This is a genomic window from Dakarella massiliensis (assembly GCF_001182045.1).
GTDB classification, from domain to species: domain Bacteria; phylum Pseudomonadota; class Gammaproteobacteria; order Burkholderiales; family Burkholderiaceae_F; genus Mesosutterella; species Mesosutterella massiliensis.
The window spans coordinates 19,805-32,343 of record NZ_CVTY01000003.1 but is presented as its reverse complement, the minus strand read 5'-3'; the positions used below and the strand labels follow the sequence as shown (position 1 = coordinate 32,343).

Here is a 12,539-nt window from a genome sequence, read left to right as displayed (position 1 = left end):
TTTTTTCGTCAGAGGCTCCACAACCCATGTAGCTCTCGTTGGTGCCCTCACCGCTCTGATCCTCTTCAATGCGGCCAGTAACTTTTCCACCGAGTTATCGGGGAGTTTTAATTCCTGAGTTTCTCTTTTTTTAGCCTGCACTGTTATAGCCATCCTCAGAGACTGAGCGATTATGTGTACCATCAATTTGCCCATGTAAGAGGTTTGGGTTGCCTGCAGTCGGTCTCCTCCGTTAAGGACTTTAAACTGTCGGAAAGCCACCTCAACGATATTCCTGCGCCTGTAAATTCTTAGAGCCTCGATCGGATCTTCGAGCCAGTCGCTGCGGATAACAAAGCAGCCGGCAGTGCGTTCCCAGAGTCTGAGAGCCTCGAGGTTTTTCTCCCATATTTTCCTTTCCTTGCCGTCTTGCTCTTCTTTGCACTCAGTTATGAAGCGGGCAGCGAAGTTCCAGTCATCTCGATCTACGACTTTTCCATCGCGTTTTTTATCTAAGACCTTATCTATTTTCTTTAGTAGCTGCTTCTGCTGAGAGAGCGCAATTTCCGGGAACCGATACAGATGCACGAAGCAGTCACGATTTACTGAGCCGGCCTCTGTGTTTTGCTTCCAGTCTTCTTTTATGGTTCGGCAATAAACTTCATACTCACTGTTGTAAAAAGCGAGGTCGCAAAGTGCTTCACGGAACTTTGTAAATTTATCTTTTAAACCCTTTTCCACGATAGGAACGCCGGCGACGAAGCTGACATCGGTATTAAAAAGATTCTGAAGATTCATTAGGGAAGAGTAACCCCGGTCGGTCACCAGGACTGTCTCGTCAAGATCAAAGCCGTAGCTTTTCATCTGAGCCAGGATGGATTTGTAGACCGACTTATCGGTTATCGAGCCTTCGTCTTCTCTGGCATAGCAGACGTCTCCGTTCAAGAAATCCACGGCAAGCGTAAGGTTTATCTGTTTGAGTTCAGGATTCTGTTTGGCGTGCCCGTAAGCCGCATCCTCGATTGTCATAGAGAAGGTACTTATTGCCGTGGAGTCCAGCGCCATATACATCTTTTGCAGAGTTGAAGGCGGCATGGCCGAGCCCTGCTTCTGAGCCTTTTGTTTTATTTCCTCAAGCCATTTCTGATAATTCTGCTTGGATCGGTCAAATCGTAAACGGAAATAATTAACCATGTCCTCATGGTCGACTTGAGCAAGCAGTTCGCTGATGCGCTGAGAGCTTAAAGGAGCGCTTACAGGAAGCCAGTTGTCGGGAAGCCAGTCTTCATAGCCGTTCATGGCGCCCCCGTCTAAGAGCTGATAGACGGCCAAAGCCAGAAGGCCGGTTCCTAATTGTTTTCCGAACGCCGCCTGCAGGTTTTGCAGAATTCGGTTCTTGGAGGCGAACTGCCAAAGGGCCCAGGTGGCAGCGTAAGAAAGGTTGTTTGAAGCCCATGACTGCTCGCGCTGTTGAACTTCTTCTGCAGCATCCTGCTCGGATCTTTCAACGAGGGTACGATTTTCAAAGTAAAGCGTCTTGCCTTCATACTCAGGATGATTGGATAAGTACTTTTTGCCCAGTCTAAGTCTTCCGGTTGCTTCATTGAGCGTGCCGACATAAATCCTTTTGGCAATTCTTGACTGTTTCTTCACCGGATCCCACTCATTTCTATAGCCATAAACATAGGTGGAATCTCCTTTTCTGAAGGTGGAGAAACGGAAATGGTTGTCTGGTAGAGTTCTTGGTCGAGCCATAATAGTCTTTATCAATATTTATAGACTATAATACTAAGAATTACCCTTAATGTCAATCTCAACTATTTAAATTTACTAGGAATTTTTTCCAGAATGAAAAAATCCCGGAGCTATGTTCCGGGAGTTTGGGAGATAAATCCCAGCAGACATAGGTCGCTGGGATTTTTCTTTTGCTGATATTGAGAACGGCCCCATTCCTGGCGGAAGCCAGAGAAATGAGTCCGTTTTTCTGTTTTCAGAAGAACAGAACGGATGCGCCCAGCGCGACAGCCATGCCGGCGCAGCAGGGGAGCCAGGTGCGCCGAATGACAGTGAGAGGCGAAACATTGGCGAAGCCTGCCACGATAATGATCACACCGGCAACGGGGGACAGCGGGCGAAGGAATTCGCTTGAAATCTGCATCATCAGCACCAAGGGAATCGGATCACCGCCGAGACCGGCGGCAAGGGAAGGTGCAATCGGCACAAGACCGGTGAAGGACGCGACACCAGACCCAGTTAGAACCGTAACGAGGCCGATCACACCGGACATGACGAGTCCTGTGCCGGTAATTCCAAATCCGACGGACTTCGCGGCGTCAATCAGCAGTGCAACAAGTCCGGCGTTCTTCAGCCCGGCCGCAAAAAGCGCGGCGACAAAGATGAGACCGACGACGCTCTGCATCATGTGCCCCATACCCTTAAACATTGCGAACCCGTCCTCAAAACAGGCGTTGAGTGTTCTGCGGTGCAGCAGATCCACCAGGATCCCGATGACCCAGCCGATAAACATGGCAACCGCCACATCCAGCACGATGGTCTTATAAACCATCTTGTTGAAGATGAAGAGCAGGATCAGAGGAACAATCGGCAGGAGCGCATAGTACCAGGGAAGGTTTTCCGCCTTGGAGGTTTTTGCCTCAATCATTTGCGGATCAGTTTTGACTAGAGTACCGGCGGCGGTGTCCTTCTTGTCGAGATAGCTCTGTACGAGAACGTGAAGCACCGCCATGGTGATGACTGCCGGGATCGCGACCGGAAGCTGATACTGGATCAGGTAGCTCATCGGATCGATGCCGGCGGTATTCGCAGCAAGAACCGCAATCGCGGATGACGGTGCGTAGCTCACAACAAGGACAGAGCCGATTACAGCGGCTGCGGCAACACCTGACACACCGAGACCGATAAGAAGGGGATAGACCGAAACGGCGAGGAGCATCGCCATGCCGGCCGCGGATGTCACGACGAACCCAAGGAAGTGTCCGAGGATAAAAACCGCTCCCATGATCAGATAAGGGTTCCGGAGTTTTCTGAGCGGTTTGAGGCAGACGCTAACGAGTTTATCGGTTGCGCCGATCTGATCCATGTAGGCCGCGAAGCCTCCGGATACCAGAATGATGAAGCCGGTTGTGGCGACCTGGTGCTTCGAGAGCGCGGAAAGCAGCGCGAAAAGGTCAAAACCGATGAAACCGGTGGAATGGGTGCCCTTTGGCAGCAGATCCATATTGCCGCCCAGAATGGCGAGCACATTGAGCGCGATACCCGCGAAGAGCAGCAGGATATTCACCTGCAGTTTCTTAACGATTCCAATGCCTGTCAGAACGACAATCAGCAGCGCAATATACAGCATTGCATCATGCATTTTTATTCTCCCTTTGACGTGAGGTGATGCAAGATGCCGACGGAAAGCCCGGAGACGTTCAGGCCGGAACGAGTGATCCTGCTTTCGTAAGTCCGTATGTCCTGGCGGCCCCTCCCGAGGTTGGCGTGTCAGTCGGTACGTTTTGCGGGCGGGATTCCGTACGCGACGTGTGCGGAACAGCAAGCGATTCTTATTAATTCTGCCATTCCTGAGACCGGGGCGCCTACATATTTGATACTTTTATGTGTCCTCATTTCAGCCTAATTACTGTTTAAATGCTTTTTAAAAGCTTTTTAAAAGCAATAAGTTCCACGTATTCTGAATTTAATTTGCGTAGAACCTAATTGAAGAAGTTGCTGAAAAAGCTATGGAGAAGGTGGCAGGGAGAAGCTATGAATCCCCGGATGACGGGGGAAAGAGTTTCCAGTGCCGCACGCCTTTGGCGTGCGGCAGGAAAGTCAGGAAAATAACGAAGAGCGGAATTCAGGCCGTGATGTCAAAGATGTTCAGTACCGGGGTTCTGACTGATCATCCTGCCGTACCCGACCATAAACATGCCCTGACAGTTCTTCCATCCGCTTTACAGTCAGCTCAAGAAAGGCGCGCGCCGGGCGGGAAAGAGCCCGATCCGGGTAAAGCGCGTAAAACCCGTATTCTTCACCTTCCCACTCAGGCAGCACCCGGACGAGTTCGCCCTTATCGATATAGTTCTGGGCGAACTCTGCCGGCAGCATGGCGACACCATCTCCTCTCAGGCAGGATCGGCAGTTGATGAAAGTGTTTCGGCTGATGAAACGGCCCCGGACGTTCACCGTGGCTTTCTTTCCCTCCGGTCCTACGAGCTGAATATTGGAGCCGAGATAGGTGTTCACCAGAAAATTGACTTTTTCTAGGTCACTCGGACGCGAAATTTTGCGCGACTTTTTGAGGAAGTCGGGACTCGCGCAGAAGTAATTCTGGACAACACCGATTTTTTTGGCGACTGAGGAGTCCGGAAGACGGTTACCAACCTTGAACGCAAGATCGATCCCCTCATCCACCATTTTGATCGGCTGATCTTCAGTGACCAGTTCGATCGTTACCCCCGGGTTGGCGTCCAGGAATTCCTGCACAACCTTCTGCAGAAAGACCCAGCCGATGATGACACTTGACGCGATACGGATGGAACCGAAAAGCGGTTTGCCGGCCTGATCCCGCAGTTCAACATAGAGTGCGTTCGTTTTCGCGAGAAGGTCGCGGGCCCGGACAAGCAGCTCCATGCCTTCAGAGGAAAGGGTCACTTTCCGTGTCGAACGGAAAAACAGCTTTGTGCCGAGATCCTCTTCAAGAGCCTGGATCCGGCGCGTAACCATTGACCGTGTCATTCCCAAGCTGTCAGCCGCGCGGCTGAAGCTTCCGGTTTCCGTTACGCGAAGAAAAACACTGAGAGAAGGCAGAAGGTCCATAGCGTTCTATTGTTTCAATTATTAAAACAGTTTGTGCTAATTATTGCTGTTTATAACATTTTTATCATTCGTTAGTATTACCTCGTGCAGGATTTTTATTCGTCATATTGACTAGAAATAAAAACGCACTTGAATCGAGGAGAGATATATGAAGAAATTCATTCGTTCCATTTCCGTTGCCACCCTCGCTATGGCGATGGCAATCCCTGCGATGGCAGACCGCGTGCTCAACGCTGATGTGGTTGTGGTCGGTGCCGGCGCGGGCGGTACGGTTGCTGCCGCTAGCGCTCAGGAAGCCGGTCTGAAGACGGTTCTTCTGGAAAAGAATGCCTTTGCGGGCGGCGCCGGCAACTTCATGGAAGGCACCTTCGCTGTTGAATCCTTCATGCAGAAGAAGGCTGGCGTGAAGCTGACGAAGCTTGAGGAATTCAACCGGATGGGCGAATACCATCACTGGCGCATCAATGCTCCTCTGGTGAAGCGCTTCATTGAAGAATCCCCGAAGACCATTCAGTGGGTCTGGGATCATGGTGTGCATTGGAAGGAAGTGAAGTCCGTCTGGGCTGGCAACAAGAACCTGACCTGGCACATCTACCCGCATGCCGGCTCTCTCCCGGCAGCTATGGTGAATACCTTCCAGAAGAAGGGCGGTACGCTGCTGCTGCAGACTCCGGGCGAAACCCTGATCATGAAGGACGGCCGCGCGGCCGGTGTCGTCGCTAAGGATCTGAAGACCGGTGAGAAGGTGACCGTCAACGCGAAGTACGTTGTGCTTGCGACCGGCGGCTATAACTTCAACAAGGACATGGTGGTGAAGTACACCGGACAGGATCTGGTTCCGTCCGGCGCTCCCGGACGTACCGGTGACGGTATCCGCATGGCAATGTCCGCTGGTGCAGTGGGCGACAACATGGGCCCGATGATGATCAACGGCGCCTTCAATCCGCTGGAAGGCGAAGCGATCTGCAATGGCCCCAATAAGGAACTGCGCGCTATCTTCCGTCAGAGCCAGCTTTATGTGGATGGAGCCGGCAACCGCTACTTCAACGAGCAGCTGACGCTTGACTGGCCGGTGGCTTCGAACGCTATTCTGCGTTCCGGTGAATGGACCTACCTCTTCTTCGATGACGCGTTCGTGAAGGAACTCGGCACGAAGGGCAAGGGTTACCTCAACCCCTGCGGCAACTTCATTCAGCGCGGCCAGGTGGCGAAGGAACTGCCGAAGCTGCTGCAGGATGGCGTGAAGCGCGGCGATGTGTTTGAAGGCAACACGATTGAGGAAGTGGCCAAGAAGGCCGGTCTTAATGCGGCCAACCTGAAGCGCGCTGCGGCTGATATGACGAAGTTTGCCAAGCAGGGCAAGGACACCGAGTTCGGCAAGGATAAGTACTACATCCGCGCTGTCTCCAAGGCTCCGTTCTATATCGTGAAGGGCAAGCTCCACACGCTCGCTTCTCTGAACGGTGTCAAGGTGACTGAGAACCTGCAGGTTGTGAATGCCAAGGATCAGGTGATCCCGGGCCTTTACGCTCTGGGCCATGACGCCGGCGGTGTGTACGGTGACTCCTATGACCTGAGGATCGGTGAAGGCACGGCTTCTTCCTTCGCCATTAACTCCGCCCGTATTGCTGTCGAGAACATCATCGATCAGCAGAAGAAGGGCATGTAATCCAAGCCTGACGGAGCGGGCTTCTTCCCCCGCTCCTGTAATAAGGGAAAAGAACCCGCCTGAATCCTTTTGGATCAGGCGGGTTTGTGATTTCTGAAGAGGGGATGGGGAAAGTTACTTGTCCAGCGTGATTGTGGCCTTCATAGAGCCAACACGCCCCATTTCCTCCACGCCCTTCTCAATGCGGCCGATCGGCTGCATATCGAAATGCTCTCCGTTCTGCGCATAGAGAATCACGAAACTGTGCCGCGGCGGCCAGTAGACGATTTCACCCACTTCGTAACCGCGGTAGGAAACTTCGTTCGCCGGCAGCGCGTCGCGGAACCGGTAACAGAGTTCACGCCCGTAGAGATCTTCGAGAGGAAGGGTGAGCGGCAGTTTGGCAATCAGCGCGCGGGCGGTGGCGTTGTCATCCAGTGTGGCGTACCAGGTGCGGTTTCCAGCGGTAATCCGGATGCGGCGGCCGGCGTTTTTGGCTTCAGCGGAACTCATGGTGAGGGCGGCTCCTGCAGCCGAGGCTGCGAGTAATTGAAGAAAATTTCTGCGTTTCATAGGGATTCCTTATTTCTTAAGGATTCTGACGTCGAGCGTGCCGGAGAGCTTCAGGAGATCATTTTGCGGGATCTGGAGCTTTCCCAGGTAAACAATTCCGCCGATAGAGGAAGAGTGCTCTTCGCCGTTCACGAAAATCACGAAGTCATGCCCCGGGACCCAATAGGCAATGTCGCGGTTCCGGAAGCCGTTTTTCACACTGGATTCTGAATGCGTGAGAGGCGGCATATCGCCGCAGAAGTCATGCTCTCCGCGGCTGATTCTGACGTGAAGCGGCAGCATGCCGAGAAAGTTCCGGCCTTCCGGTGTGTCAGTGACTGTGGCGGTATAGGCTTTCCCGTTAATTACCATCTGAACCGGCGTATCGGCGGACGCGATCTGCGAAGCTATCCCCAGCGCGGCCGCGAAAATCAGGGCTGCAGTTTTCATTTCCTTTTCCTTTGGCCTCAGATATGGAGACCCTGAACCCAGGATTTCACTTCAGAAGCGAGATTCGCGTTCTCGGTCGCGAACCGGCGGCCTTCCAGGACAGCGGCTCCCGGCGCGAGCTTCATGATGTCACTTCGGGCCTGAGGAATATCCACTTCAAGCGACGTGCAGAAGGGGATGATCGTTTTGCCTTTCCACTGATAGCGGCTCAGAAATGTCCGGATCACCATGGGCTCCCGGTACCACCAGATCGGGAATCCCAGGAAGACCACACTGTAAGAGTCCAGTGAGAGGTTTGAGGGGGCAATGCCCGGTCTCGCGTCACTCTTCATTTCCTGCTCGGCAATACGTGAGTTTTCGCGGTGAAGCAGGGGATACTTTTCTGTCGTCACAATTTCGTGAACATCGGCATTCAGTGTCTGAGCGATAACGCGGGCAGCTTCTGCCGTATTGCCAACCCAGGGCGTGGCGTAAGTGATCGCATCCATCCCGCGGGAAATGCTGCGGGCCCGGGAAAAATAGGCGACCAGAATTTTTTTCTTCGGTGCGGCGGCAAAACCGGTTCCTGAGAGGAGACTGAAACCGACTGCTGCGGCACCCTTGATCAGAGTTCTTCGTTTCATGGTCAGATCATCCTTACTTCAGCTTGAAGCTCTTCATTTCGTTCAGGCCGAAAAGATAGTCACTCTGGGCCTGGCTCTTATGGCAGGCAAGACACCGTGTGACGGGATCATTCGTGATCAGGGCGCGGGCCGGAGTATAGGATGCGAACTCCCAGTCTCCGTTTCGGACAGAGGCCGGGTAATCCTTCCCGCTGTTCCTCACCTTTTCCATGATGATGTAGCGAAGCACAGGACCGCGTTTTCCGTTCTGATCCCGGTACTCAATTCCAACGACCGCCGTGCCGTAGGGAAGATTCTTTCCGGATTGCAGTGCCTGGATACTCGTTTTCTGAACGTACTTGTCACTGATTTTGCCGCCGTATTTCGACGTGCTGTAGTGAACAAATCCGTTCAGACTGGCCGGAAGTGACGGAGCGGCGGCAGCGCTGCCGATGAGGAAAAAGGCGGCACCAAGGGCGCCGGCAACTGGGAATAAATTTCGTAATTCCATTCTGTCTCCTGATAACTGTCTGCCTGTCTGATGCAGAAAATCTTATTGCCGGATCGGGTCGCAAATTGTTCGGTTTTCCTCATTTATCTGCTAAAAAATATCAATAAAGAAAGAAATTAAGAGAAAAGGCGTATGATGATTTTCATCAGACAGAAAACGAAGCGCAGAGGAAAAATGGAAGATAGGCATCTGACAGAAGTCCTGACGGAACTGAAGCGCCGGGCGCTTCTCACGGAGCTCGCGCTGTCACTCGCTCCCCGGCGTGAACCGCTGAGCACCGGTGATACGCCTCCTTACGCCGTTTTTCCCTGCTCGGCAGATCTCGGAGAAAATGCCCTGCGGCTCTTTGATATCGCTGATAAGCCGGAGGCTGTGCAGCTCCTCGCGCTGATTCTGATCCGGGAAATGCACGCGAGACTTCTTCTCGGCGAGGCCGGCACCTGGCTCTGGAGTATCTGCGCCGGCAGCCAGCACCTGCAGCAGATCTCGCACGCGATCGCGGTGATCAAGGAAAATTTCCGTACCAATCTTTCTGTGGAAACGCTCGCATCCTCTATCGGGATGTCATCCGCCAGTTTCCATCGCCACTTCAAGGCGCTGACCGGATACTCACCGATCCAGTATCAGAAAACCCTGAGACTCTATGAAGCACGGCGCCTTCTGATGGCAGACCGGAAGTCAGTCGGTTTCACCGCAGGAGCTGTGGGTTACGCAAGCAGTTCCCAGCTTACGAATGATTACCGGCGGTTGTTTGGTGTGGCGCCGCGTGATGACCGGCACCTGAACAGCTGACCGAGGACCCTCCCTTCAGCTATCCCATCAATAAGCTATCCCCTCAGGAATACAGGGGATATTTTTTGCCCTGCGTCATAAATCCAAGCGTGAGGCGGCAGAAAGCCGTCTGAAAAGAGTACTGTTATTAGGCCTGATCCGTACAAATGGATCGGGCATTCATCACGCACTGGCGGGGACGTATCAAGAGTTCCCGGCAGGCCTCTTTAAGAAAAGAGACAAGGAATAAAACAATGCAGACGAAGTTCGCTTTCCCGGCTCTCACCGGTGAAGGAAAGCTGAATGGCGTTGTTTCTGCTGGCAAGGTGCTCCGCGTGGGGCCGGCAGGAACATTTCCGTAGGATAGCTTTATCTTCTACGGCCGTACTGTCACCAGTCACGGCAGCCGTACTGTGCGCCGCACATCGCCTTATTTGCTTTGAGCTTGATGAAACCTCGATCCCGGAACGGCTGATGAGGTCCTGCTCCGGTTTTCTCACACGTAAAAAGTTTCTGATTCCCTGAAGAATCTCAGGCTCAGAGGAGATAACTTATGCTGAAAAAATTTGCGGTCTGTGCCGCCGTCATGGCTTCCCTTTATACCGCTTCCGCCCTTGCGGCTCCGACTCTCCGCGTCGGTTCCGAAACGACCTTCCCGCCCTTTGAATTCGTTGATGTCAAGACGAAGCAGTTCGTGGGCTATGAGATCGATCTGATCAACGCTGCCGGCAAGAAGGCGGGTTACAACATTTCCGTTCAGTCGATGGGGTTTGACGCCATTATTCCGGCTCTGATGACCGGAACAGTGGATGTCGGTGTCTCCGGCATGACGATCACCCCGGAGCGTAAGAAGAAGGTCGATTTCACGGTGCCGGTCTTCAAGGGCGGTCTCGTTGCTGTGGTCCGTCAGAAGGACGCCGCGGCCTATAAGACTCCCGTCGCCATCAAGGGCAAGCAGGTCTGCGCGCAGCTGGGCACGACCGGTCAGCTGAAGGCGGAGCAGATTTCCGGCAAGAAAGCCCGTACGTTCAATAACGCCGCCGAAGCCATGATGGAACTCCATAACGGCGGCTGCGACGCCGTGGTGGCTGATAAGCCCGTGATTGAATACTTCCTGAAGGAAAGCCGTCAGAGCCGCTATTTCCATGAGCTTCCGACCCAGCTCACGACGGAAGACTGGGGCTTTGCCGTGAAGAAGGGCAACAAGAAGGTGCTGAACGCTCTGAACAGCGCGCTTGTCTCCCTCCAGAAGGACGGCACGGTCGCGAAGATCCACAAGAAGTGGTTCAACAACTAAGATCCAGATCCATCTTGCGCAGGGGAATGTTTCCGAGTATCTTCAGTCGGATTGAGCAAGGCAGTTCCCCTGCTTCAACAACTTTTACCCCCTGTGCTTCCCGGTTCTGTGGAAGCTCTCTATAAGAGAAGCCCGCTCTCAGAAGCGGGTTCAGATGACACGGAGAAATTGAATGTTTAAGAATCTAGTGATGGCAGCTGCCGTAACCATGGCCTGTGCGGGTTCCGCGCTGGCGGCTCCGGTGCTGACCGTCGGTACCGAGCCCACCTTCCAGCCGTTTGAATTCGTGGACGCCCGTACGAAGGATTTCGTTGGCTACGATATGGACATGATCCGTGCCGCTGCGAAGCACATGGGTTACCAGGTGAAGTTCGTCAATATGGGGTTTGACGGCCTGATCCCGGCTCTGATGACAAATAATATCGATGCCGCCGCTGCCGGCATGACGATCACTGCTGAACGTAAGAAGAAGGTTGATTTCACCCGCCCGGTTTACCAGTCGACTCAGGTGATTCTCGTCAACAAGCCTGATGCCGGCTCCGTGAAGAGTGAAAAGGACCTGAAGGGCAAGAACATCTGCGCGCAGATCGGCACGGTCGGCGCTGAATTCGGCCGCAAGATTCCGGGCGCAAAGGTGAAGGCCTTCAATACCCTTCCTGACACGATTCTTGAGCTCAACAACCGCGGCTGCACGGCAGTTATCGCTGATAAGCCCGTTGTCGAGTACTTCCTGAAGCAGCGCGGCGGCCGCAACATGGTTGAAGTTCAGACCGGTTACCCGAAGGAAGAGATGGCGTTTGCTGTCCGCAAGGGCAACAAGAAGCTGCTCGATGCTTTCAATAAGGCGCTGGCCGCGATGGATAAGAGCGGCGAAACCGCTAAGATTCATCAGAAGTGGTTCAGCTCCGCGAAGTAAAGCGTCCTGAATCCATTCGCTGCCGGAAGGCGGCAGAAGAAGCCGGGACCGGAAAGGCACCGGCTTCTTCAGTTTTTCTGTAGTCCTTTCCGTGCTCACGCAACGCGTGATGAGTTCCGTTTTTCCACCCAACCAATCAAAGATTCCTCAAGGAATCGCCAAAAAGCCCAAAAGAGGCTATTGATACGGAGAATACTCAATGCTGAAGAAATTTCTGATTGCGGCCGCAGCGGCCATGACCTGCGCGGGTTCAGCTCTCGCCCTCCCGGTGCTGAATGTCGGTACGCAGCCGGTCTTCCAGCCGTTCGAATTTGTTGACGGCCGTACGAAGCAGCTGGTCGGTTACGATATTGACCTGATCCGCGCCGCGGCGAAGCACATGGGCTATGAGATCAAATTCGCCCCGATGGGGCTCGACGGCCTGATTCCTGCCGTCATGACCGGCAACATTGATCTGATTACCTCTGGTCTCACGATTACGCCCGAGCGTCAGAAGAAGATCGACTTTACCCGTCCGGTTTATCACTCCTCCCAGGTCCTGCTCGTGAATAAGTCCGATGCGCATGCCATCCGGAGCGAAAAGGATCTCCGCAACAAGACTGTCTGCGTTGAAATCGCATCTGCCGGCGCTGAGCTCGCGAGAACGATCCCGGGTGCGAAACTGAAGACCTTCAATTCGCTCGCTGACGATATTCTGGAAATGCAGAACCGCGGCTGCGTCGCGGTGATTTCCGATAAGCCCGCGATCGAGTACTACCTGAAGCAGCGCGGTACCCGCTCGATGGTGGAAGTGCAGACCGGCTTCCCGAAGGAAGAAATCGCGTTCGCCGTCCGCAAGGGCAATAAGAAGCTGCTTGATCAGCTGAACCGCACGCTGCTCCAGATGGAGAAGAGCGGTGAAACGGCGAAGATCTACAGAAAGTGGTTTGGGAACTGATTCACTGAACCTCTTCTGACGTGAATAAAAAGACCGGCTGGTTCCTGAAATGAAA

At 53.5% G+C, this 12,539-nt stretch carries 12 protein-coding genes; 5 read left to right on the top strand and 7 right to left on the bottom strand.

Annotated features, from left to right (window positions below; translation table 11 throughout):
- The 3 genes from BN1936_RS00185 to BN1936_RS00175 form a co-directional block, all read right to left on the bottom strand.
- Positions 1-1,734: IS1634 family transposase (locus BN1936_RS00185; protein WP_148521165.1), on the bottom strand; the 1,734-nt coding region annotated here is incomplete at its 3' end.
- Positions 1,735-1,969: 235 nt separating this feature from the next.
- Positions 1,970-3,355 (bottom strand): C4-dicarboxylate transporter DcuC, encoded by a 1,386-nt coding sequence (dcuC, locus tag BN1936_RS00180; RefSeq protein ID WP_022442916.1) that lies wholly within the window; start codon positions 3,353-3,355, stop codon positions 1,970-1,972.
- 506 nt (positions 3,356-3,861) lie between these two features.
- Positions 3,862-4,800, bottom strand: coding sequence for a LysR family transcriptional regulator (locus tag BN1936_RS00175; protein WP_022442915.1), 939 nt, complete (start codon positions 4,798-4,800; stop codon positions 3,862-3,864).
- 148 nt (positions 4,801-4,948) lie between these two features.
- Here BN1936_RS00175 and BN1936_RS00170 point away from each other — a divergent pair, with 148 nt between their 5' ends.
- The gene (locus tag BN1936_RS00170) at positions 4,949-6,469 is read left to right on the top strand and encodes an FAD-dependent oxidoreductase (protein WP_022442914.1); all 1,521 of its coding nucleotides are present in this window, start codon (positions 4,949-4,951) and stop codon (positions 6,467-6,469) included.
- Between the two features lie 114 nt (positions 6,470-6,583).
- Here BN1936_RS00170 and BN1936_RS00165 read toward each other — a convergent pair whose 3' ends face one another.
- From BN1936_RS00165 to BN1936_RS00150, 4 genes are read right to left on the bottom strand one after another with little or no spacing between them, the layout of a single operon-like run.
- Positions 6,584-7,021 carry a cyclophilin-like fold protein gene (locus tag BN1936_RS00165; protein ID WP_022442913.1) on the bottom strand — a complete coding sequence of 146 codons (438 nt, stop codon included), beginning with the start codon at positions 7,019-7,021 and terminating at the stop codon, positions 6,584-6,586.
- 9 nt (positions 7,022-7,030) lie between these two features.
- Entirely contained in the window at positions 7,031-7,450 is a 420-nt protein-coding gene (locus BN1936_RS00160) for a cyclophilin-like fold protein (RefSeq protein ID WP_022442912.1), read from the bottom strand.
- A 17-nt stretch (positions 7,451-7,467) separates the two neighbouring features.
- Positions 7,468-8,073, bottom strand: coding sequence for a flavodoxin (locus BN1936_RS00155; protein WP_022442911.1), 606 nt, complete (start codon positions 8,071-8,073; stop codon positions 7,468-7,470).
- A gap of 13 nt (positions 8,074-8,086) precedes the next feature.
- Positions 8,087-8,563 (bottom strand): cytochrome P460 family protein, encoded by a 477-nt coding sequence (locus tag BN1936_RS00150; RefSeq protein ID WP_022442910.1) that lies wholly within the window; start codon positions 8,561-8,563, stop codon positions 8,087-8,089.
- A gap of 174 nt (positions 8,564-8,737) precedes the next feature.
- On the opposite strand from BN1936_RS00150, the gene BN1936_RS00145 reads away from it, so the two are divergent.
- The 4 genes from BN1936_RS00145 to BN1936_RS00130 all read left to right on the top strand — a co-directional run bounded on the left by BN1936_RS00145 (position 8,738) and on the right by BN1936_RS00130 (position 12,484).
- A complete protein-coding gene (locus BN1936_RS00145) occupies positions 8,738-9,355 on the top strand; it encodes an AraC family transcriptional regulator (RefSeq protein ID WP_187367739.1) in 618 nt (205 codons plus the stop codon).
- A gap of 532 nt (positions 9,356-9,887) precedes the next feature.
- Complete coding sequence (locus BN1936_RS00140) at positions 9,888-10,631, top strand: basic amino acid ABC transporter substrate-binding protein (RefSeq protein WP_022442907.1); 744 nt, start codon at positions 9,888-9,890, stop codon at positions 10,629-10,631.
- A gap of 172 nt (positions 10,632-10,803) precedes the next feature.
- On the top strand, positions 10,804-11,547 hold the full coding sequence (locus BN1936_RS00135) for a basic amino acid ABC transporter substrate-binding protein (RefSeq protein WP_049686369.1): 744 nt from the start codon (positions 10,804-10,806) through the stop codon (positions 11,545-11,547).
- A 199-nt stretch (positions 11,548-11,746) separates the two neighbouring features.
- Positions 11,747-12,484 (top strand): basic amino acid ABC transporter substrate-binding protein, encoded by a 738-nt coding sequence (locus tag BN1936_RS00130; RefSeq protein ID WP_022442905.1) that lies wholly within the window; start codon positions 11,747-11,749, stop codon positions 12,482-12,484.
- Positions 12,485-12,539: the final 55 nt, after the last annotated feature.

What these genes read in the sequence shown, in the direction of transcription:
- dcuC (WP_022442916.1), bottom strand. Translation starts at nt 3,355, where the DNA reads ATGCATGATGCAATGCTGTATATTGCGCTGCTGATTGTCGTTCTGACA.
- BN1936_RS00175 (WP_022442915.1), bottom strand. Translation starts at nt 4,800, where the DNA reads ATGGACCTTCTGCCTTCTCTCAGTGTTTTTCTTCGCGTAACGGAAACC.
- BN1936_RS00170 (WP_022442914.1), top strand. Translation starts at nt 4,949, where the DNA reads ATGAAGAAATTCATTCGTTCCATTTCCGTTGCCACCCTCGCTATGGCG.
- BN1936_RS00165 (WP_022442913.1), bottom strand. Translation starts at nt 7,021, where the DNA reads ATGAAACGCAGAAATTTTCTTCAATTACTCGCAGCCTCGGCTGCAGGA.
- BN1936_RS00160 (WP_022442912.1), bottom strand. Translation starts at nt 7,450, where the DNA reads ATGAAAACTGCAGCCCTGATTTTCGCGGCCGCGCTGGGGATAGCTTCG.
- BN1936_RS00155 (WP_022442911.1), bottom strand. Translation starts at nt 8,073, where the DNA reads ATGAAACGAAGAACTCTGATCAAGGGTGCCGCAGCAGTCGGTTTCAGT.
- BN1936_RS00150 (WP_022442910.1), bottom strand. Translation starts at nt 8,563, where the DNA reads ATGGAATTACGAAATTTATTCCCAGTTGCCGGCGCCCTTGGTGCCGCC.
- BN1936_RS00145 (WP_187367739.1), top strand. Translation starts at nt 8,738, where the DNA reads ATGGAAGATAGGCATCTGACAGAAGTCCTGACGGAACTGAAGCGCCGG.
- BN1936_RS00140 (WP_022442907.1), top strand. Translation starts at nt 9,888, where the DNA reads ATGCTGAAAAAATTTGCGGTCTGTGCCGCCGTCATGGCTTCCCTTTAT.
- BN1936_RS00135 (WP_049686369.1), top strand. Translation starts at nt 10,804, where the DNA reads ATGTTTAAGAATCTAGTGATGGCAGCTGCCGTAACCATGGCCTGTGCG.
- BN1936_RS00130 (WP_022442905.1), top strand. Translation starts at nt 11,747, where the DNA reads ATGCTGAAGAAATTTCTGATTGCGGCCGCAGCGGCCATGACCTGCGCG.